At 50.7% G+C, this 18,878-nt stretch carries 24 protein-coding genes; 23 read left to right on the plus strand and 1 reads right to left on the minus strand.

The genetic code is table 11. The features are described 5' to 3' along the window. The 21 genes from AC6I3O_RS10920 to AC6I3O_RS11020 all read left to right on the plus strand — a co-directional run bounded on the left by AC6I3O_RS10920 (position 1) and on the right by AC6I3O_RS11020 (position 17,406). Positions 1-165 (plus strand): DUF3789 domain-containing protein, encoded by a 165-nt coding sequence (locus tag AC6I3O_RS10920; protein ID WP_497850897.1) that lies wholly within the window; start codon positions 1-3, stop codon positions 163-165. Further along, the gene (locus AC6I3O_RS10925) at positions 113-445 is read left to right on the plus strand and encodes a plasmid mobilization protein (protein WP_497850898.1); all 333 of its coding nucleotides are present in this window, start codon (positions 113-115) and stop codon (positions 443-445) included. Before AC6I3O_RS10920 ends, AC6I3O_RS10925 begins: the two co-directional genes overlap by 53 nt. Then, positions 412-1,857, plus strand: coding sequence for a relaxase/mobilization nuclease domain-containing protein (locus AC6I3O_RS10930; protein ID WP_497850899.1), 1,446 nt, complete (start codon positions 412-414; stop codon positions 1,855-1,857). Before AC6I3O_RS10925 ends, AC6I3O_RS10930 begins: the two co-directional genes overlap by 34 nt. Further along, positions 1,799-2,659, plus strand: coding sequence for a PcfB family protein (locus tag AC6I3O_RS10935; RefSeq protein ID WP_497850900.1), 861 nt, complete (start codon positions 1,799-1,801; stop codon positions 2,657-2,659). Before AC6I3O_RS10930 ends, AC6I3O_RS10935 begins: the two co-directional genes overlap by 59 nt. A gap of 2 nt (positions 2,660-2,661) precedes the next feature. Further along, positions 2,662-3,525 carry a hypothetical protein gene (locus tag AC6I3O_RS10940; RefSeq protein WP_497850901.1) on the plus strand — a complete coding sequence of 288 codons (864 nt, stop codon included), beginning with the start codon at positions 2,662-2,664 and terminating at the stop codon, positions 3,523-3,525. 18 nt (positions 3,526-3,543) lie between these two features. Then, a complete protein-coding gene (locus tag AC6I3O_RS10945) occupies positions 3,544-3,741 on the plus strand; it encodes a hypothetical protein (RefSeq protein ID WP_016221079.1) in 198 nt (65 codons plus the stop codon). After that, on the plus strand, positions 3,728-5,521 hold the full coding sequence (locus AC6I3O_RS10950; protein ID WP_497850902.1) for a VirD4-like conjugal transfer protein, CD1115 family: 1,794 nt from the start codon (positions 3,728-3,730) through the stop codon (positions 5,519-5,521). The genes AC6I3O_RS10945 and AC6I3O_RS10950 overlap by 14 nt, the downstream gene beginning before the upstream one ends. Positions 5,522-5,535: 14 nt before the next feature. Then, the gene (locus AC6I3O_RS10955; protein ID WP_497850903.1) at positions 5,536-5,901 is read left to right on the plus strand and encodes a glutamyl-tRNA amidotransferase; all 366 of its coding nucleotides are present in this window, start codon (positions 5,536-5,538) and stop codon (positions 5,899-5,901) included. A gap of 109 nt (positions 5,902-6,010) precedes the next feature. Next, positions 6,011-6,592 carry an MT-A70 family methyltransferase gene (locus AC6I3O_RS10960; protein WP_497853452.1) on the plus strand — a complete coding sequence of 194 codons (582 nt, stop codon included), beginning with the start codon at positions 6,011-6,013 and terminating at the stop codon, positions 6,590-6,592. Then, positions 6,585-7,421 (plus strand): VirB6/TrbL-like conjugal transfer protein, CD1112 family, encoded by an 837-nt coding sequence (locus AC6I3O_RS10965; protein WP_497850904.1) that lies wholly within the window; start codon positions 6,585-6,587, stop codon positions 7,419-7,421. The genes AC6I3O_RS10960 and AC6I3O_RS10965 overlap by 8 nt, the downstream gene beginning before the upstream one ends. A gap of 26 nt (positions 7,422-7,447) precedes the next feature. Further along, a complete protein-coding gene (locus tag AC6I3O_RS10970; RefSeq protein WP_120391755.1) occupies positions 7,448-7,684 on the plus strand; it encodes a hypothetical protein in 237 nt (78 codons plus the stop codon). Position 7,685: 1 nt separating this feature from the next. Beyond that, positions 7,686-8,138: a PrgI family protein gene (locus tag AC6I3O_RS10975; RefSeq protein WP_497850905.1), complete on the plus strand. Its 453-nt coding sequence runs from the start codon at positions 7,686-7,688 to the stop codon at positions 8,136-8,138. A 3-nt stretch (positions 8,139-8,141) separates the two neighbouring features. Continuing rightward, positions 8,142-10,475 (plus strand): VirB4-like conjugal transfer ATPase, CD1110 family, encoded by a 2,334-nt coding sequence (locus AC6I3O_RS10980; RefSeq protein ID WP_497850906.1) that lies wholly within the window; start codon positions 8,142-8,144, stop codon positions 10,473-10,475. Between the two features lie 4 nt (positions 10,476-10,479). Beyond that, the gene (locus AC6I3O_RS10985; protein ID WP_497850907.1) at positions 10,480-11,259 is read left to right on the plus strand and encodes a DNA-methyltransferase; all 780 of its coding nucleotides are present in this window, start codon (positions 10,480-10,482) and stop codon (positions 11,257-11,259) included. Next, on the plus strand, positions 11,247-11,651 hold the full coding sequence (locus tag AC6I3O_RS10990; protein WP_135990833.1) for a DUF6075 family protein: 405 nt from the start codon (positions 11,247-11,249) through the stop codon (positions 11,649-11,651). Before AC6I3O_RS10985 ends, AC6I3O_RS10990 begins: the two co-directional genes overlap by 13 nt. A gap of 25 nt (positions 11,652-11,676) precedes the next feature. Continuing rightward, a complete protein-coding gene (locus AC6I3O_RS10995) occupies positions 11,677-11,976 on the plus strand; it encodes a hypothetical protein (RefSeq protein WP_497850908.1) in 300 nt (99 codons plus the stop codon). 185 nt (positions 11,977-12,161) lie between these two features. Beyond that, positions 12,162-12,728 (plus strand): DUF6431 domain-containing protein, encoded by a 567-nt coding sequence (locus AC6I3O_RS11000; protein WP_354022698.1) that lies wholly within the window; start codon positions 12,162-12,164, stop codon positions 12,726-12,728. A 92-nt stretch (positions 12,729-12,820) separates the two neighbouring features. After that, a complete protein-coding gene (locus AC6I3O_RS11005) occupies positions 12,821-14,110 on the plus strand; it encodes a TnsB C-terminal domain-containing protein (protein WP_290452042.1) in 1,290 nt (429 codons plus the stop codon). Then, a complete protein-coding gene (locus tag AC6I3O_RS11010) occupies positions 14,100-14,906 on the plus strand; it encodes an ExeA family protein (RefSeq protein ID WP_290452041.1) in 807 nt (268 codons plus the stop codon). The genes AC6I3O_RS11005 and AC6I3O_RS11010 overlap by 11 nt, the downstream gene beginning before the upstream one ends. 20 nt (positions 14,907-14,926) lie before the next feature. Then, the gene (locus tag AC6I3O_RS11015) at positions 14,927-15,541 is read left to right on the plus strand and encodes a class B sortase (protein WP_497850909.1); all 615 of its coding nucleotides are present in this window, start codon (positions 14,927-14,929) and stop codon (positions 15,539-15,541) included. A 38-nt stretch (positions 15,542-15,579) separates the two neighbouring features. Further along, positions 15,580-17,406 (plus strand): lysozyme family protein, encoded by a 1,827-nt coding sequence (locus tag AC6I3O_RS11020; RefSeq protein ID WP_497850910.1) that lies wholly within the window; start codon positions 15,580-15,582, stop codon positions 17,404-17,406. 30 nt (positions 17,407-17,436) lie between these two features. Here the strand turns inward: AC6I3O_RS11020 and AC6I3O_RS11025 are convergent, their stop codons facing one another. Then, complete coding sequence (locus AC6I3O_RS11025; RefSeq protein WP_497850911.1) at positions 17,437-17,793, minus strand: helix-turn-helix domain-containing protein; 357 nt, start codon at positions 17,791-17,793, stop codon at positions 17,437-17,439. Between the two features lie 205 nt (positions 17,794-17,998). Here AC6I3O_RS11025 and AC6I3O_RS11030 point away from each other — a divergent pair, with 205 nt between their 5' ends. Then, positions 17,999-18,196: a helix-turn-helix domain-containing protein gene (locus tag AC6I3O_RS11030; RefSeq protein ID WP_257465231.1), complete on the plus strand. Its 198-nt coding sequence runs from the start codon at positions 17,999-18,001 to the stop codon at positions 18,194-18,196. Further along, positions 18,189-18,878, plus strand: coding sequence for a response regulator transcription factor (locus tag AC6I3O_RS11035; protein ID WP_257465232.1), 690 nt, complete (start codon positions 18,189-18,191; stop codon positions 18,876-18,878). Before AC6I3O_RS11030 ends, AC6I3O_RS11035 begins: the two co-directional genes overlap by 8 nt.

Here is an 18,878-nt window from a genome sequence, read left to right on the forward strand (position 1 = left end):
ATGAGAGATTTATTGTTCTTCGCTCTCGGCACGACGCTCGGCGGCATGGTCGGCGTGGCGTGTATGTGCGTGTTGCAGATTAACAGGCTCTCCGAGGGAAAGGGGGATGCCAATGCGGAAACGAAACGTGCAGATACTGTTCCGACTGACAGAGGAAGAAGCTGAATACCTCTGCTCCCTTGCGGAGAGGGCGGGGCATTCCAGACAAGCCCTGCTCCAGTCGATGGTCATGGGCTACCGCCTGTGCGAGAAGCCAGACCCAGAGTTTTATAAAATCATGCGGGAGCTGTCCGCCATCGGCAACCGCATCAACCAGCTTGCGGCAAAGGCGAACGCCCTAAACTTTGTGGACACGCCGATGCTCTACGACGAAGCCAAACGGTGGCGTGACTTCCGTCTGAACGTGGGCAGATGCTACCTTGTTCCGAGGAAGATGTCTGGCTGATGGCGGTCTGCGAGATATGGGACGTAAAGGGCAGGCTCGACCACCCCATCGGCTACGCCGAGAACCCAGAAAAGACCGCCAACCCCAAATACACGGATGCAGACTTGCAGGCGATGGGCGACGTGATGAAGTATGCCACCAACGGCGACAAGACCGAGCGTCAGTTTTTTGTCACGGGCGTAAACTGCGACCCGACCACTGCAAGGGATGAGATGATGATGGCGAAAGCCCAATGGAACGACCAGAGTGAAATAGTCTGTTATCACGGCTTCCAGAGCTTCAAGGCGGGCGAGGTCACGCCAGAGCAGGCACATGAGGTCGGCGTGAAGCTGGCGGAGAAGATGTGGGGCGACAGGTTTCAAGTGATTGTGGCGACGCATCTGAACACGGAATGCCTGCACAACCATTTTGTCGTCAACTCGGTTTCTTATATTGACGGCAGGCACTATTACGACAACAAGAAGAACCTGCGGCTGCTCCGCCAGCGTTCGGACGAATTGTGCCGTGAGTATTCCTTATCGGTCATCGAACACCCAAGCGGCAGGAAGAAGCCCTATGTCCTCTGCCAAGCCGAGAAGAACGGTCTGCCTACGAGGGATGCCGTGGCACGGCAGGCGGTGGACGAAGCCATCTCAAAATCGTTCACGCTGAAAGACTTCGACCGCCAGTTGTCGGAAATGGGATACCGCATCAATTTTGACCCCAACCGAAAATACTGGACGATAGTCGGCAAGGGATGGCAAAGACCGAAGCGGCTCTACAAGCTCGGCGAAGACTACACCAACGAGAGGATAACGGAACGCATAAGGGAAAATTCCTATGCGGTCAAGTTCCAGAGCTTTTCCAAAGAACAGCCGCAGGTCAGAGTGATAAAGGTAAAAGGCACATTAAAGGATGCCAAGAAAATCGGCGGCTTGCGTGGGCTGTATCTCCACTACTGCTACAAGCTCGGCATCCTGCCAAAGAAGAAACAACCGAATTATGCAAGGCTTCACTATCTTCTGAAAGACGACTTGCTGAAGATGGAAGCCATTACCAACGAAACAAGGCTGCTCTGCCGCAACCATATTGACACGGCGGGGCAGCTTTTGTCTTATAAAGGCTCTCTGGAATCCGAGATGCAGGAGCTGACCGAACAGCGCAAGGGGCTTTACTCCCAGAGCCGCAAGGCAAGCGGCAAAGATAAAGAATCGGTCAAGGCTCGTTTGTCGGAAATCACAGGGCGCATGAAAACACTACGGAAGGAGGTCAGATTGTGCGAGGGAATCGAAGCCCGCAGCGACACCCTCAAAGAAAAATTAAATGTCATACGGGCAGATGATAAAGAACAGAAAGGAAAGGAGCTGATGAAGCATGAACACAGGCGGCGAAGCGGCGGAGCAAATCGTAAGGATGAGCTTGGAGGGATTTGAGGTCGCAGCCAGAATCACGGGGGCGGGTGCGAAGAACATCGCCATCCTGCTCTACTCCATTTTAAAAGAGGAACAGAAAACTAAAGGAAAGGCAAGGCTCACAAACATGCTCCGCTCTGGGAAAGAACTGAAAGTCTTTACCGTAAAGAGCGGCGACTTGAAGAAGTTCACGCAGGAAGCGAAGAAATACGGCGTACTCTACTGCGTTTTGGCAGACCGTAAGAACAAAGACCCCAATGCGGAAGTGGACGTGATTGCCCGTACGGAGGACGCATCGAAAATCAGCCGCATCGTGGAGCGGTTCAGCCTTGCGTCGGTGGACACCGCTTCTATCGTGACCGAAGCGGAGAAATCGAAAGGGGAAAAGGGAAAGGCGAGAGATGCCAAGACCGCAGGAGAAAAAGACGCAGGGGCAAAGGACGGTCAGCCAGAGCCAGACGTCGGTGTGGAAGAAAAGGCGGAGAAAGACAGGCTCATGGATGCCCTTATGGGAAAGCCCATGCAGAAAGAGGAAAACGCCCCAAACCCCTCGGTGGCAAAGACAGAAAAATCCCCTCTGTCCGAGCCTACCTTAAAGCAGCAAAGGAAGCCCGCAGAGGGGGCTACTATGGCTAAGGCGGAGAAGCCGTCAGTCAGGGAGGAACTGCGGAAAATCAAGGAGAGCCGCAAGGAGCAGGAAGCGGGCGTTTCCCCTGCAAAAGAAAAATCTTCCGACAGGGCGAAGAAGCCGCCCGCAGGAAAGACGGAGCATAAGCAGCCCCAGAAGCGGAAACGGAAACCAAAATCGAAAGGAGCAAGATGAGCATGAGCATTTACGACGTATTCAGCGGCGGCGGCAGACCTTTTAACAAAGAGGAATGGGCGGCGCAGAAACAGGAGCAGCGGAAAGCAGCCTATGAGCTGATAGACACGACTTGCGAAAAAATGATGGCGGACGGAGGTGCGTTTCAGCAGTACCTTGACGTGCAGGGGCATTTTGACCGCTACTCCGTCAACAACGCCATCTTGGTTTCGGCACAGATGCCCGAAGCGACGCAGCTTAAAGACTACGGCAGTTGGAAACAGAGCCGTGCCTATGTGGACAAGGACGCACAGAAAATTACTATCCTTGAGCCGGGGAAAGAGTACGAGCGGGAGGACGGCTCAAAAGCGGTCAGCTACAACGCAAAAGTGGTCTACGACATTTCCCAGACCACGGCAAAGGACAGGCAGCAGCCGCAGGAAGCCAAAACCATGCGGGAGCTTGTGTCGGCGATGATTGACGCAAGCCCCGTTTCCTTTGTGCCAGATGATAAGCTTGAGCTGCCTGCGTTCTACGACAGTTCGCAGCAGACAATCTTCGTCAAGACAGGATTGAATGAAGAACAGCTCTTTGTCAGCATGGCAAAGGAAGTGTCGGCGGCGGTCTTTGACTTCAAGCATAAGGAGAGCCGTGACGCTTCAGAGTTCAAGTCGTTCTGCGTCGCCTATATGGTAAGCTCCCGCTACGGCGTGGACACCAAAGGCTTCCGCTTTGACAATCTCCCGAAAGAGTTTGCGGGCATGGAAACGCAGGAATTTAAGGGGCAGCTTGGCTCGATGCGTGACGTTCTGGGCGAAATCCAGTCGGACATGTATAAGAGCCTTGAGAAGAACAAGCCGCCCAAATCCAAAGAGCAGGAACGCTAATAATCGGAGGTGCAGACCATGAAAGAAGAACGATACCATCTGGCATTGGACAAATACGATAAGAACATCGTCCTCAATGCCCTCAACACCCTGCGGACGCAGCAGATACAGGAGGAACGCCCCACCGAGCCTGTTGACGAGCTGATAAGCAGGGTGGCATTCGCCCCGACCAAGAAAGTAAAGGTCGCCCCGTGCAAGTGCCATGAAGAACGGTGATGATTATAAGGCGGGCTTAATCCTCTCCCTCTGCGGAATCGTGCCTGTCGTGTGGCTTGCCCTGCTGACTGCCCCTTATGTCAGCGGCGGCATCGTGGAGATAATCGGCAACCTGTCCGTGGCAATGGAGAACCCGTTTTCCATAACGGTATGTGAGGACACTCCCAGAATTGTCCTTATTTTCCTGCTTGCCTACGGCATGGGAATCGGCGTTTATTTCTCCACACGCAGGAACTACCGCAAGGGGGAGGAACACGGCTCTGCCAAATGGGGCAATGCAAGTACGCTTAATAAAAAATACCGAGATAAAAACGCATCGGAGAACAAGCTGCTGACCCAGAGCGTCCGCATCGGACTTGACGGGAAGAAACACAGGAGGAACTTAAATATCCTTGTGGTGGGCGGTTCTGGCGCAGGAAAGACCAGATTTTTTTGTAAGCCCAATGTCATGCAGTGCAACACGTCAATGGTAATCTTAGACCCGAAAGGCGAGATTGTCCGTGACACGGGCGGGCTTCTGGAAAAGAAAGGCTATGAGGTGCGTGTGCTTGATTTAATCAATATGCACAAGAGCCATTGCTACAATCCCTTTGTCTATTTAAGAAATGACAACGACGTGCAGCGGCTTGTGACGAATCTCTTTAAGGCGACCACGCCGAAAGGAAGCCAGTCGCAAGACCCGTTCTGGGACACAGCGGCGAGTATGCTGCTTCTGTCCCTCGTGTTCTATCTGAAATACGAAGCCCCGCCAGACGAGCAGAATTTCCCGATGGTGATGGAGCTATTAAGGGCGGGCGAGGTAAGGGAGGACGACGACAGCTATGTAAGCCCGCTTGACGAACTGTTTGACCGTCTTGAGATGGTAAACCCAGAGCATATCGCTTTGAAATATTACCGTGATTACCACAGCGGAAGTGCCAAGACGCTAAAGAGCATCCAGATAACCCTCGCCGCACGGCTTGAGAAGTTCAATCTGGAAAGCCTTGCATCTTTGACCGCCACGGACGAATTGGATTTGCCGTCTTTGGGCGAGAAGAAAGTTGCACTGTTCGCATTGATACCAGACAACGACACCAGTTTCAATTTCCTTGTGTCGCTGTTATACACGCAGCTATTCCAACAGTTATTCTACCTCGCCGACCACAAGTACGGCGGGAGCCTGCCCGTCCACTGCCAGTTCATTATGGATGAATTTGCGAACGTCAGTTTGCCCGATGACTTTGACAAGATTTTGAGCGTCATGCGGTCAAGGGGCGTGTCCGTTTCGATTATCCTGCAAAATCTGGCACAGCTCAAAGCATTATTCGAGAAACAATGGGAAAGCATCGTCGGGAACGCCGACGAGTTCCTCTATCTCGGCGGCAACGAGCAGAGTACCCATAAGTTTGTAAGTGAGCTTCTTGGAAAAGCCACGATAGACACGAACACCTATGGGAAAAGCTCTGGGCGGAGCGGCAACTATTCCACCAACTACCAGATTTCGGGGCGTGAGCTTTTAACCCCAGACGAGGTGCGTATGCTGGACAACCGCTACGCACTTCTTTTTGTGCGTGGGGAACGTCCCGTCATGGATTTGAAGTACGACATCTTGAAACACCCGAACGTGAAACTGACCGCCGACGGTGGGAAGCCGCCGTATATCCACGGCGAGCCGATGCAGGCGGTCGCAACCTTTGTGTTTGGCGGGGATATTCCAAAAGACGCTGTTACGCTTAACCCTGTCAGCACTTCCTATGAGCTTCTGTCCGATGAGGACTTGGAAGAAATATTCAATTTATAAGGAGGATTTACCCTATGAAACTTTTTAAGAAGAACGAGAACAACCAGAGCAAAACAACCCAGAAACTGCCGATGACAGGCAAGGTAAAAAGAGGTTTCCGCTTCTACTGCATGGCGGTACTGGCTGCGGCTCTGATGCTCGGAACGTCCGTGACCGCCTTTGCCGCCAGTGACCCGATTGCCGTTGTCAACAACCTTTCCAATTTCATCTTCGGTCTGATACGGGCGGTCGGAATGATTATGCTCGGCTTCGGCATCGTGCAGGTCGGCTTGTCGCTGAAATCCCACGACCCGTCCCAGAGGGCGAACGGCTTCCTCACACTGGCGGGCGGCGTTGTGATTACCTTTGCGAAAGAGATTTTGACCCTCATCACGGGCTAATCCAAAACAGACTGAAATAACAGACTGATATAAGACAGGGGTAACGGGGCAGATCCGCCTTGCGGAACTTGCTCCGTTATCCAACTTTAAGGATGGAGGTGTTGAAGTTATCGAGAATGTAAAAAAATACAGCATCATTTACGCTGACCCGCCATGGCGTTATGACCAGAAAAATCTTTCTGGGGCTGCGGAACATCATTACAGTACCATGAGCGTAGGTGAAATCTGCAAATTAAATATTGCGGAAGTGGCGGCTGACGACTGCGTGCTGTTTTTATGGGCGACTTTCCCACAATTACAGGAAGCATTGCAGGTGATTAAGGCATGGGGATTCCAGTACAAGACAGTCGCCTTTGTCTGGCTGAAGCAGAATAAAAGCGGGAAAGGATGGTTTTTTGGTCTGGGATTTTGGACGAGGGGCAATGCAGAAATTTGTTTGCTTGCCACAAAAGGGAAAATCCGCAGGAAATCCGCCCGTGTGCATCAGTTCCTTATCAGCCCTCTGCGTGGGCATAGCCAGAAGCCCGATGAAGCAAGGGAAAAAATCGTTGAGCTTATGGGGGATTTGCCGAGGTTGGAGCTGTTTGCCCGTAATAAAGCGGACGGTTGGGATGTGTGGGGCAATGAAGTGGCGTCTGATGTCCAGATAAACATTTATCCAGAAAAAACAGGAGGTGGTCTATGTGTCTGATAACTGGGTAGTCCAGAACTTGGAGAACGCCCTTAACACTTGGAATGAGAAGTTAGCCGAGATATGGCAGCTCATCACCCAATCCCCCGAAACCTTTAAAGGCGGTGCGATATGGAAAGTCATTGTTGACATCCACGGGGCGTTGCAGGCGATAGGGCTTGCCCTGCTCGTGCTGTTCTTTGTAGTGGGCGTGATGCGTACCTGCGGCGACTTTGCAAGCGTGAAGAAGCCCGAACACGCATTGAAGCTGTTCATCCGCTTCACCCTTGCGAAAGGTGCGGTCACATACGGCTTGGAGCTGATGATGTCTCTGTTTAAAATCGTGCAGGGCGTGATTTCCGCCATTATGAAAGCCGCAGGTTTCGGCTCGGCGCAAAAGACCGTGCTGCCGACAGAGATAGTGACAGCCGTGGAGGACTGCGGATTTTTCGAGAGCATCCCCCTATGGGCGGTCACGCTGATAGGCGGGCTGTTCATCACGGTATTGTCGTTCATTATGATAATGTCGGTGTACGGGAGATTTTTCAAGCTATATTTATATACCGCCATCGCCCCCGTGCCGCTGTCCTCGTTTGCGGGAGAGCCGAGCCAGAGCGTGGGAAAGAGCTTCATCAAGAGCTACTCCGCCGTGTGCCTTGAGGGGGCGATTATCGTGCTTGCCTGCATCATCTTCTCGGTGTTTGCGGCGTCCCCGCCCGCAGTCAACCCCGATGCGGCGGCGGTCACGATGGTGTGGGGCTATATCGGGGAATTGGTGTTCAATATGCTCGTCCTTGTCGGTGCGGTCAAGATGGCAGACCGTGTGGTAAGGGAAATGATGGGCTTGTAATTATCCAACAGGAAAGGAAAATTGAAATGAAAAAAGAAACGAAGTATTGCCAGAATTATAATATCCATCTGTTAAATGGAGAAGTCATCGGGGCTTCCGAAGCCTATGACCTGCCTGCTGAAAAAGGGCTGGTAGGAAAATTTGAAAAAGCTGACGATAACGAGATATTTGAAATCGGGGATGCCATTTCTGGATTTGCATATATCCCAAAACGCAGCATCCTCTTTATTTCGACGGGGGATGTCGGGGAGGAGAGGTGCTGATATGGAAGTCAAGATAAATAAGGAAATCCGCAACTACACGGAATCCATGTTCTTCGGGCTGTCGATGCGGCAGTTCCTGTTTTCCGTGCTTGCCTGCGGCGTGGCGGTCGGCTTGTTCTTCCTGCTCCGTGGCAGGTTCGGGACGGAAACATTGAGCTGGATGTGCATCTTGGGGGCTTCCCCTTTTGCGGTCATGGGATTTGTAAGGTACAACGGCATGACCGCCGAGCAGTTTGTGTGTGCGTGGATAAAGTCGCAGTTTCTGATGCCGAAGAAGATTCTATTTGTCCCAGAGAATTTATATTACGAAGCGGTGAAGCAGGCACTGGACGCACATGAGAAAGGATTGCCCGCCGTGCAGGAGAAGAAACGGAAAAAGGGGAAACGCAGAAAAAAAGAACAAAGACAGACGGGCGAAAGCAGCCCAAGAAATCAAGAAAGCGCAAGGAGGTAGATTATGATTAAGACGCTGAAAACGCTGTTCAAGCAGGACAGGGAGAAATTCATCGTGCCGAAGTCGGTGCAGGCGGTCATCCCGTTAAAGACCATGTGGGAGGACGGCATTTTCCTCGTGGGCAGGAACAAATACGCAAAGACATTTAAGTTTGAGGACATCAACTACGCCGTGGCAAGCCGTGAGGACAAGGAAGCGATGTTCCTCGAATACTCGGAGCTTCTTAACGCCCTCGATAGCGGGGCGACCACGAAAATCACGATAAACAATCGCAGGCTCAATAAAGCGGACTTTGAGCAGACCATCTTAATCCCGATGGCGGAGGACGATTTGGATAAATACCGCAAAGAGTATAACAAGATGCTGCTCGATAAAGCAACGGGGGCAAACTCCACCGTGCAGGATAAATATGTGACGGTTTCCGTCTGCAAGAAGAACATTGAGGAAGCGAGGAATTATTTTGCCCGTGTCGGTGCTGACCTTATCGGGCATTTTAACCGTTTAGGCTCGAAGTGTACGGAACTGGATGCTAACGACAAGCTGCGTATCTTCCATGATTTTTACCGCACGGGCGAGGAAACGGCGTTCTCCTTTGACATGGTGCAGACCATGCGGAAAGGACACGACTTCAAGGACTATATCTGCCCCGACTCCTTTGAGTTTGAGAAAGATTATTTTAAGATGGGCAAACGCTACGGGCGTGTGATATTCCTCAGAGAGTACGCCGCCTATATCAAGGACAGCATGGTGGCGGAGCTTTGCGAATTAAACCGTAACATGATGCTCTCTGTTGATGTTGTTCCTGTTCCCACAGACGAAGCCGTGCGGGAGGTGGAAAACCGTCTTTTAGGCGTGGAAACCAACATCACGAACTGGCAGAGGAAACAGAACCAGAACAACAATTTTTCCGCCGTCATCCCCTACGACTTGGAACAGCAGAGAAAGGAAAGCAAGGAATTTCTGGACGATTTGACGACCCGTGACCAGAGGATGATGTTTGCCGTGCTTACGATGGTGCATACCGCAGACACCAAAGAGCAGCTTGACAATGACACGGAAGCCCTGCTCACGACGGCAAGGAAGCATCTCTGCCAGTTTGCCGTGCTGAAGTACCAGCAGATGGACGGTCTGAACACCGCCCTGCCGTTCGGCGTGAGGAAAATAGATGCCCTGCGTACCCTCACCACGGAGAGCCTTGCGGTGTTTATTCCTTTCCGTGTGCAGGAAATCTACCATAAGGACGGCGTGTATTACGGGCAGAACGTCATTTCAAAGAACATGATAATCGCCAACCGCCGCCACCTTTTGAACGGAAATTCCTTTATCCTCGGCGTGTCTGGTGCGGGCAAATCCTTTACGGCAAAGGAGGAAATGACGAACATCATTCTGACCGACCCTAACGCCGATGTCTTGGTCATAGACCCCGAACGAGAGTACGCCCCTCTTGTAAAGGCGATGCAGGGCGAGGTTATCCACATCTCGGCGACGAGCGACAACCACATCAACGCAATGGACATGAACTCTGATTACGGCGACGGTGCGAACCCCGTCATCTTGAAGTCAGAGTTTATTTTATCCCTCTGCGAGCAGCTTATCGGCGGGGCAAGCCTTGGGGCAAAGCAGAAATCCATCATTGACCGCTGCACGGCGAGCGTCTACCGCCATTACCAGCAGGGCAACTATATGGGTACACCTCCGACCTTGCAGGACTTCCGTGAGGAGCTGTTAAAACAGGACGAGCCAGAAGCGCAGGAAATCGCCCTTGCGATTGAGCTGTTTACGGACGGCAGTTTGAATACCTTTGCCAAGCATACGAACGTGGACACCCACAGCCGCCTTATCTGCTACGACATCCTCGATTTGGGCAAGCAGTTACAGCCTATCGGTATGCTTGTCGTCCTCGACAGCATTTTAAACCGCATCACCCAGAACCGGGCGAAAGGCAGGAACACCTTTATTTTCATTGACGAGATTTATCTGCTCTTTCAGCATGAATACAGTGCCAACTTCCTCTTTACCCTCTGGAAACGTGTGCGTAAGTACGGGGCGTACTGCACGGGCATCACGCAGAACGTAGACGACCTCTTGCAGAGCCATACGGCGAGGACGATGCTTGCCAACAGCGAGTTTATCATCATGTTGAATCAGGCGTCCACAGACCGCATCGAGCTTGCGAAGCTCCTTAACATCTCCGATTTGCAGATGAGTTATATCACGAATGTCGGTGCGGGGCAGGGGCTTTTGAAAGTGGGCAGCTCCCTTGTGCCTTTCGTCAATAAATTTCCACGCAATACGGAACTGTATAAACTGATGACGACGAAATTTGGGGAGTGCTAAAAAGATGGCATTTTTGGAAAGGAATTGTGTTTATCCTGCCGACTGTCTGGAAGTGCTGCGGGAACTTCCAGACAGAAGCGTGGATTTAGTGATTGCCGACCCGCCGTATTACCGTATGAAAGGGGACTTTGACTTTGTGTTCCAGACAGTTGCGGAATATCTGGAATGGTGTCTGGCGTGGGCGGGGGAATGCCACAGGATTTTGAAGCCCACGGGTGCGTTTTACTGTTGGGGGAGCTGCCAGATGATAGACAAGCTCTCCACACACGTCTTAGACAAGTTTGGATGGATAAAGCGGAATCTGATTGTCTGGAATTACAGGACGGGGCGACCTGCGAAAGCGACCTATCGGAATGAAGCGGAGTTCTTGTGGTTTTACAGTAACCCCCTGCATGAAATCAACATTGACGCCGTCCGCATCCCCTATGATGAGGGCGGCGAAAAAGACAAAAGGAAAAACCCAAAGGGGAAATCCTGCGGAAACGTGTGGGAGTTTCCGAGGATTATGCCTAATTATAAAGAAGCAACAGGGCATCCCACGCAGAAGCCAGAGAAACTGGCGGAACGGATGCTGCTTGCAAGCAGCAAGGCGGGCGATTTAGTGGTAATCCCCTTTGCAGGCTCTGGGAGCGAGGTAGTCCAGTGCATCAAAAACGGGCGTGACTTTATCGCTTCTGAAATCAATGAAGTTTATGTGGAGAATATCATTCTGCCACGGCTGCAAAAAGAAACAGATTGCAGCGTATCGGCGCAGGAGAAAGGAGGATTTTTATGTCAGAGATAAGGTTTCGCAACGCAGCCCACCGTGATTTTTTTCTGGAAAGTATGATGAAATGCAGGGTAAACGACTGCTATCACAGGGCGTTTTTCTATGTGATGGGGATTGCGGGGGAAACAAGGCAGAACATCAATGCCATGTTCGATTTTAAGACGGACTGCATCAAGCCAGAGGGGATGCACGGCGGATGGCAGACAAGCGGAACGGTCAAGGTCTGCCACCTTGCCTTTAACCTCTGGAACGGTTACGCCGAGGAGGGGCGTGAGAAACTCTTTACGCCAGAGGAATTGTTCTGCTGCGAGTTCGCCCCGTATTTCATGGAGGGCATCAAGGCACGGTATCCCGAATATTGCAGGGATTTACCCACGCCCAAGAAGCAGGCGGAGCATACACGTTAAAATATAAAAAGGAAAGGAAATGCCTATGAATTTTAAGAACTATAAAACCATTCTCTGTACCGCCGCCGCTGTTACCTTTTTAGGAGCAGCGGTTTTTTGCGGCTTTAAGATTTACAGCCATTACCAGCAGATAGACGAGCAGACGGAAGCCTTTGCGGAGATTGCCGAGGTCGTGGAGAACGCCGAGCCAGAGGAAGAACCGCCAAAAGATAAGGAGACGCCCGTCAGCGAGGGCGAGGATATATTGGCAAAATACAAAGAACTGTATTTGCAGAATGAGGATATGGTCGGGTGGATTGTAGAGCAACATTTTATGAATGATTGAGATTAAAAGAAAAAAGCAAATTATAAGAATAGATAGAACAAGAGGGAGATGAGAGTGTGCTGTGTTTTACTGCATGCTTTTTTCTCTTTACAAACAGGATTATAATAAAAAAGAAGGAACCCCTTCCTGGCAAGAACCGGTTCCATCTTTCATCAAATACATCCCAAAGGAAGTATCCAAGTATTATGATACGCATTTTCAATCTGTTTTGCAAGCTGAAAAAAATAAAAATATCAGACCAGGAGTGGTTTGACCAGGCGGTTGGAGACCTGATGCTTTCGGACCAGTGCTGCCCATACTGTGGGGCAAAAAGCAGCATGAAACCCCATGACAGCTATTCCCGTTACATGGTCACGTTAAAAGGGGATAAACCGGTAACGGAATCCCTGTGTGTTCCACGGGTAAAGTGCACCTCCTGCGGGCATACCCATGCCCTCCTTCCTGAGATGCTGATCCCCTATTCATCTTACAGCCTGCGCTTTGTCCTGTCCGTTCTGAATGCTTATTTCCTGCATGCCCATACGGTAGAAGATATTTGTGAAGCTTACCAGATCTGCCATTCCACACTTTACGTCTTCCGGGACCTGTTCCTTTCCCATAAACAGATGATCCTGGGGCTCCTGAATGATGCACAGAAAAAAGCGTCTGATTTTATCGGAAAACTGGACGGGGAACGGCTCTTCCGGTTTTGGGAGTCGTTCCGGTATTCATTCCTGCAGGCATACCATGCGTCAGATTTCCATCACCGCTGAAGTTCCAGGCAAAACATTCCGGATGTTTCCCATAATCCCGGCATGTACTTTGGGGGGCGGCGGGGATATACTGTAACCGGAGGCGATATAAAATGGAACAACAAAAGAAAACAGAACGGACAGAGGAACAGATGGAGGCAGCCCGGCTTCGCTTTGGGATGATCGCGCCGGTGATCCAGGAAACTTACCCAGATGAATCCGTCATGGCTTACTGTCGGAGGGTATCCCGGACGCCAATGCGGCTTCCGGATGGGCGGACTGTGAAATATAAGCCCAAAACAATCGGAAAATGGGTCAGCCTTTACCGGAACGGCGGGATTGATGCCCTGACGCCGAAAACGCGGTCCGACCTTGGAAAGACCAGGGTGCTCACAGAAGAGGCAATTGATGAGATCTACCGGATCAAACAGAAATATCCGAGGTTGAACGCAACACAGATCCACGCCAGGCTGGTACAGGAGGGCTTGATCCCGGCAACGGTTTCTGTGGCAAGCGTCCAGAGATTTGTGAAACGCAATGGGCTGAAAAGCGCAGACGCGGCATTGGCCGGGCGTGACCGGAAAGCGTTCGAGGAGGCGTATTTCGGCGGCATGTACCAGGCAGATACGTGTTACCTCCCGTATCTGGAAGAAAACGGGAAAAAGCACAGGACGTACCTGATTATGATCCTGGATGACTACTCCCGGATGATCGTGGGCGGGCGTATCTTTTACCAGGAGAATGCATACAACTTCCAGAAGGTCCTTAAGGACGCAGTTGCGGCTTATGGGATCCCGAACAAACTGTATGTGGATTCCGGTGCGCCCTACAAAAACCGGCAGCTGGATATGGTGTGCGCATCCATTGGGACAGTGCTTCTGCATACCCCTGTCCGGGATGGGGCCAGCAAGGGGAAGGTGGAGCGGAATTTCAGGACACTCAAGGAAAGATGGCTTTACGGGCTCGACATCAGCCAGATCCGCTCGCTGGACGAGTTCAATGACCTCCTGGCAGCATATATCCGGAAGCACAATACGACAGAACATTCCACGACAGGGGAAACGCCGCTGTACCGTTATCTCCACAGCCCACGCCCGGTAAGGAAACCACAGTCAGCAGAATGGCTGGAGGAATGCTTCCTGAACCGTACGACTCGCAGGGTATCCCGGGACGCCACGGTGGAGCTGGACTCCCGGTGCTATGACGCGCCGATGCAGTTCATCGGCCAGAAGGTAGAGGTCCGCTATCTCCCGGAGGACCCGGAAAAAGTATGGGTGTTCTCGGAGGGGAAGAGATATCCGATGCGCCTGACAGATCGGGGAGGGAACGGGAAAACAAAGCGGGAGAACCATGTATCCATAGATTACAGCACAGCGCTTGGAGGTGGGGAAGATGTACACTGATTATTATGGTCTGGGTTTTAATCCGTTTGATAAGCAGATGGTAAAGGAAAAAGATGCTTTTGAATCCGAAGATTTCCGTGAGATGACAGCGCGGCTGGAATACCTGAAAGAGATCCGCGGGATCGGGGTGTTTACGGCAAGCCCGGGGATGGGGAAGACATTTGCACTGCGGTGTTTTTCAAAGAAACTGAACCCGAATCTGTATCAATGTGCTTATCTGTGCCTGTCCACAGTAAGCGTGCAGGAATTCTACCGCCAGCTGTGTGAAGCGCTGGGGCTGGAATCCGGATTTGGGAAGAGCCAGATGTTCAAGTCGATCCAGGAGCGGCTGTATTATCTGTATAAAGAGAAAAGGCAGCCGTTCATCTGTATCCTGGATGAGGCACAGTACCTGAACAGCAGCATCCTGCGAGACCTGAAAATGCTAATGAACCAGAAATATGATTCGGTGAATTGTTTTTCGCTGATCTTATGTGGGGAACCTTATCTGAACCACATCCTGGAAAAACAGGTCAATGAGGCATTGCGGCAGAGGGTTGTGGTGCATTACAACTTCCATGGCCTGACAGACCAGGAAGTGCCGGACTATATCCGGCAGAAGATCCGGAATGCGGGCGGGAGCCCGGAGATCATTGATACTGCAGCGATCAGTTCTGTCCACAGCTACAGCCAGGGGAATGCCCGGCTGATTGACAATGTGATGACAGACGCGATGACTTTGGGAAGCCAGATGGAGAAAAAAGTGATTGATGCCGAGGTAATGTTAGCGGCGATCAATAACCAGGCATTGAGCTGAGAGAATGCAGGGAAAGAGGCATGACCGTGTCGTTGAGATGCGGTTGTGCTTTTTTTCTGGAAAAGTTGGCGATTATAAAGTGCCGTTTAAGTCTACCAGAAAGTGTCGCTCGACAGTGGATTGCCATTGACGGAACAAGCATCAACTACCCCGTCATGCAGAGCAGGAACAATCCCAACTTCTATCTGAAGCACAGCTTTGAAAAGGAATACAGCGACTTAGGCGTACCGTATATCCAAGAGGACTGCGACATCCCCACAAGCGACAATCTGGTTATCTACGGACACCACATCAAAGGCGGCAGGATGTTCGGGGCGTTGGAAGATTACAAATCCAAGAGCTTTTATGAGAAGCATAAGACCGTCCAGTTTGACACCCTCACGGAGCAGGCAGAGTATGAAATCATCGCCGTGTTTAAAACCGTGGCGTACAGCTCGGAGGGCTACCGCTACTATGATTTTGTCCATGCGGAGAATGAAAAAGAGTTTGATGCCTATATCGGGAAGTGTAAGGAACTTGCCTTGTATGATACGGGCGTGACCGCTGAATATGGGGATAAGCTCATTACCCTCTCCACCTGCGAATACTCGGCGCAGAACGGCAGGCTTGTCGTCGTGGCAAAAAAGGTAAATTGATATGACCGCAAATCTTCTGGGAAAGGAGGTCGGATTTTATGGCTGATATAAAGACCAGAGATGCGGTCAAAGGGACGATTAAGACTTTAGACAAAGCCGCCATAGCAGGCAGTCGAATGAAATCCGCTTACGCCAAAACAAAGGATAAGGCGGAGCAGGGATATTATGCGGAGGAAAATTCCCCCACGGAATATGCCGCCGACAAGGTTTCCCATGCTTCGGGGCGTATCAAGGACGAGGGCATCCACCAGTTTAATAAGCAGGGGCAGAAAAACGCCCAGATTACAAAAGAAAATATCGGTAAGGCGAAAGATAAAATCGCCGATTTTAAGGCAAAGCGGGCGAAGAAAGCCGCAGAGCAGAAAACAATGCGGAACAAGACAGGGCAAAACGCCGTGCGTACAATAAGGCAGGACGGCTTGCAGGAAATACAAGGGACTGCAAGCCGTCCCGCTGTTTCCGCTACTTCTGTTGCTTCTGCCAAGACCGAAACGCCCCAGACGGCGGCAAACTCACTGATAAAGACCAGACAGCAGGGAAAGCGGATGATAAAGACAACCGCCAGAAATGCGGAAAAAACCGTCAAGACCACAGCAAAAGGGACAATCAAGGCGACGGAAAAAGGCGTGAAAACCGCAAAGGCAACATCCAAAACGGCGATTAAAACCACGGAGCAGACCGCAAAGGCGGCGCAGAAAACAGCGAAAGCGTCCGCCAAAGCCGCCCAGAAAGCGGCGCAGACGGCAAAAGCCACCGCAAAGGCGACAGCCGAAGCGACGAAAGCCACGGTCAAGGCGACCATTGCGGCGGTCAAGGCAATCATAGTGGGGACTAAGGCGTTGATTTCCGCCCTTATCGCAGGCGGCTGGATTGCCGTCGTGATTATCCTCATCGTCGTCCTGCTTGGATGCGCCGTTTCCCTGTTCGGGGGCGGCAGCGACAGCACAGCCTATACGCCTGTCAGTGCGGAGGTGGAAGCCTACACGCCGCTGATACAGAAGTATGCGAAACAGTACGGAATCCCCGAATATGTGGAGCTTATCAAGGCGGTGATGATGCAGGAATCTGGCGGCAAGGGCAGCGACCCGATGCAGGCGGCGGAGGGGAGCTTCAATAAGAAATACCCCCATGAGCCGAACGGCATCAAAGACCCCGAATATTCTATTGAGTGCGGCGTGCAGGAGCTAAAAGCTGCCCTTGTTTCAGCCGAGGTGGAGAACCCGATTGACATGGAGCGCATCAAGCTCGCCTTGCAGGGCTACAACTTCGGCAATGGGTATATCTCATGGGCAAAGACTAATTATGGCGGCTATTCCTATGCAAATGCGGTGGAGTTCTCCGCAATGCAGGCGCAGCGGCTCGGTTGGGAGAAATACGGCGACACGCAGTACCCCGCTCATGTATTACGCTACTACCCATACGGGCGGGCGTTTACAAGCGGAGGAAACCATGCCATTGTGGAGGTTGCTTTGACGCAGCTCGGCAACGAGGGCGGACAGCCTTATTGGAGCTGGTACGGCTTTGGTGGGCGTGTGGAATGGTGCGCCTGCTTCGCATCGTGGTGTGCCGACCAGTGCGGCTATCTGGAAAGCGGCATCATCCCGAAATTCTCCCTCTGCTCGGACGGTGTGAACTGGTTCAAGGGCAAAGGACAATGGCAGGATAAGAACTATGAGCCGCAGGCAGGCGACCTAATTTTCTTTGATTGGGGGAGCGACGGCTCAATCGACCATGTGGGAATCGTGGAGAAGTGCGAGAATGGAACGGTCTACACCGTGGAGGGCAACTCTGGGGATGCCTGCAAACAGCAGAGCTATCCAGTCGGGAGCGGCTCTATCTACGGGTACGGCTTGCCTGCGTATTGATGGCAGAACGGGTGAAAGAAAAACCAGAGGTCAATCCTCTGGCTGCTCTTTTGCCGTACATATCCCCTGCGCCGTCCCTGCTATGATAGTCAGTTCCGCATCATCAAAAGTATCAAGAAGCACATCTAACCGCCGACGTAAAGTTGTTTTCCCTATTGGACTGTCTGGGTGTATGTACTGGTCTACGGATATATGGAACATTGTAACAAGCTGAATAAACAGCCGAAAGCTCGGATACTGCCCCTCTTTCTCCACAGATTGCAAATGCCTTGCCGAAATGCCAAGCTCCTCGGCTAATTCCTCTCTTGTAATTCGCTGCTTCTCACGGGCTTTTTGGATAGCCTGCCCCAATTCCATAAAGTCAAGGTTTCCTACGGCTTCGTTCATTTTTTCACCACCTGTTCATTAATTTTTCCCTTATATTTTACAGAAGTGAAAGTTCTGCTTAAACGATGTGAAATTTCCATACATAAGAAACTGTACTTCTTATTTTAGGAAAAATTATCTCTTGCTTTTCTCAATAACACTTTTTCTATAATTGTATTATTCGTTTTGACGCATTATAATATCAGTTATGAAGGAGGTTATTTCAATGTTTGATTACATGAATGTAAAAGAAGCGGCTGAAAAATGGGGATTGTCCGAACGGAGGATACAGGTATTATGCGCTACAAACCGAATCCCCGATGTAATGCGAATCAGCAATGTGTGGCTGATTCCAAAGACTGCATCAAAGCCTATAGACGGGCGTTTTAAAAAAAGAGATAAGGAGGAATCAGACAATGAGTAAGATTTTATTGGTTGAAGATGATATGGAAATCAGTACCATGCTAAAGAATTTTTTGCACACAGAAAAATTTGAGGTAATTACAGCGTATGATGGCAAAAATGCCCTCGACAGGTTCTTTTCGGATAGTTTCAGTCTGGTTTTGCTTGATTTGATGATTCCTCAAATAAGCGGAATTGAAGTCATGGAAAAAATCAGAGAAAACAGCACTGTCCCGATTATTATTATATCGGCAAAAGATACCGATTCTGATAAAACGCTTGGTTTAGGTTTGGGAGCAGATGATTATATAACGAAACCGTTTTCTGTCACAGAAGTATTGGCAAGGATAAAAGCAAATATCCGAAGAACTACACAGTATGCTGCAAGTGCAACAGAACAGCAGCCAATACTTCAAACGGGAAACCTTGTCATGCATCTGAATGAGTATTCTGTAACAAAAAACGGCTGTAAAATAGAGCTTACATCAAAAGAATTTGAAATTTTAAAGCTGTTATTGCAGAATCCAAAGAAAGTATATACGAAAGAACAGATTTACTCCCTTGTCTGGAATGATACCTATTATGGTGATGAAAATGCCGTCAATGTCCATATCAGCAGATTGAGGAATAAAATAGAGGATAATCCCCGTGAACCGCAGTATGTGATTACGGTATGGGGAATCGGATACAAATTGGGGGAGTGA

Source organism: Sporofaciens sp. St.21A7 (assembly GCF_059728535.1).

What these genes read in the sequence shown, in the direction of transcription:
- AC6I3O_RS11015 (WP_497850909.1), top strand. Translation starts at nt 14,927, where the DNA reads ATGACCGTGTCGTTGAGATGCGGTTGTGCTTTTTTTCTGGAAAAGTTG.
- AC6I3O_RS10920 (WP_497850897.1), top strand. Translation starts at nt 1, where the DNA reads ATGAGAGATTTATTGTTCTTCGCTCTCGGCACGACGCTCGGCGGCATG.
- AC6I3O_RS10930 (WP_497850899.1), top strand. Translation starts at nt 412, where the DNA reads ATGCTACCTTGTTCCGAGGAAGATGTCTGGCTGATGGCGGTCTGCGAG.
- AC6I3O_RS10950 (WP_497850902.1), top strand. Translation starts at nt 3,728, where the DNA reads ATGAAGAACGGTGATGATTATAAGGCGGGCTTAATCCTCTCCCTCTGC.
- AC6I3O_RS10935 (WP_497850900.1), top strand. Translation starts at nt 1,799, where the DNA reads ATGAACACAGGCGGCGAAGCGGCGGAGCAAATCGTAAGGATGAGCTTG.
- AC6I3O_RS11010 (WP_290452041.1), top strand. Translation starts at nt 14,100, where the DNA reads ATGTACACTGATTATTATGGTCTGGGTTTTAATCCGTTTGATAAGCAG.
- AC6I3O_RS11005 (WP_290452042.1), top strand. Translation starts at nt 12,821, where the DNA reads ATGGAACAACAAAAGAAAACAGAACGGACAGAGGAACAGATGGAGGCA.
- AC6I3O_RS11000 (WP_354022698.1), top strand. Translation starts at nt 12,162, where the DNA reads ATGATACGCATTTTCAATCTGTTTTGCAAGCTGAAAAAAATAAAAATA.
- AC6I3O_RS10940 (WP_497850901.1), top strand. Translation starts at nt 2,662, where the DNA reads ATGAGCATTTACGACGTATTCAGCGGCGGCGGCAGACCTTTTAACAAA.
- AC6I3O_RS10985 (WP_497850907.1), top strand. Translation starts at nt 10,480, where the DNA reads ATGGCATTTTTGGAAAGGAATTGTGTTTATCCTGCCGACTGTCTGGAA.
- AC6I3O_RS11035 (WP_257465232.1), top strand. Translation starts at nt 18,189, where the DNA reads ATGAGTAAGATTTTATTGGTTGAAGATGATATGGAAATCAGTACCATG.
- AC6I3O_RS10955 (WP_497850903.1), top strand. Translation starts at nt 5,536, where the DNA reads ATGAAACTTTTTAAGAAGAACGAGAACAACCAGAGCAAAACAACCCAG.
- AC6I3O_RS10980 (WP_497850906.1), top strand. Translation starts at nt 8,142, where the DNA reads ATGATTAAGACGCTGAAAACGCTGTTCAAGCAGGACAGGGAGAAATTC.
- AC6I3O_RS11020 (WP_497850910.1), top strand. Translation starts at nt 15,580, where the DNA reads ATGGCTGATATAAAGACCAGAGATGCGGTCAAAGGGACGATTAAGACT.
- AC6I3O_RS10925 (WP_497850898.1), top strand. Translation starts at nt 113, where the DNA reads ATGCGGAAACGAAACGTGCAGATACTGTTCCGACTGACAGAGGAAGAA.
- AC6I3O_RS10975 (WP_497850905.1), top strand. Translation starts at nt 7,686, where the DNA reads ATGGAAGTCAAGATAAATAAGGAAATCCGCAACTACACGGAATCCATG.
- AC6I3O_RS10995 (WP_497850908.1), top strand. Translation starts at nt 11,677, where the DNA reads ATGAATTTTAAGAACTATAAAACCATTCTCTGTACCGCCGCCGCTGTT.
- AC6I3O_RS10945 (WP_016221079.1), top strand. Translation starts at nt 3,544, where the DNA reads ATGAAAGAAGAACGATACCATCTGGCATTGGACAAATACGATAAGAAC.
- AC6I3O_RS11025 (WP_497850911.1), bottom strand. Translation starts at nt 17,793, where the DNA reads ATGAACGAAGCCGTAGGAAACCTTGACTTTATGGAATTGGGGCAGGCT.
- AC6I3O_RS10990 (WP_135990833.1), top strand. Translation starts at nt 11,247, where the DNA reads ATGTCAGAGATAAGGTTTCGCAACGCAGCCCACCGTGATTTTTTTCTG.
- AC6I3O_RS11030 (WP_257465231.1), top strand. Translation starts at nt 17,999, where the DNA reads ATGTTTGATTACATGAATGTAAAAGAAGCGGCTGAAAAATGGGGATTG.
- AC6I3O_RS10970 (WP_120391755.1), top strand. Translation starts at nt 7,448, where the DNA reads ATGAAAAAAGAAACGAAGTATTGCCAGAATTATAATATCCATCTGTTA.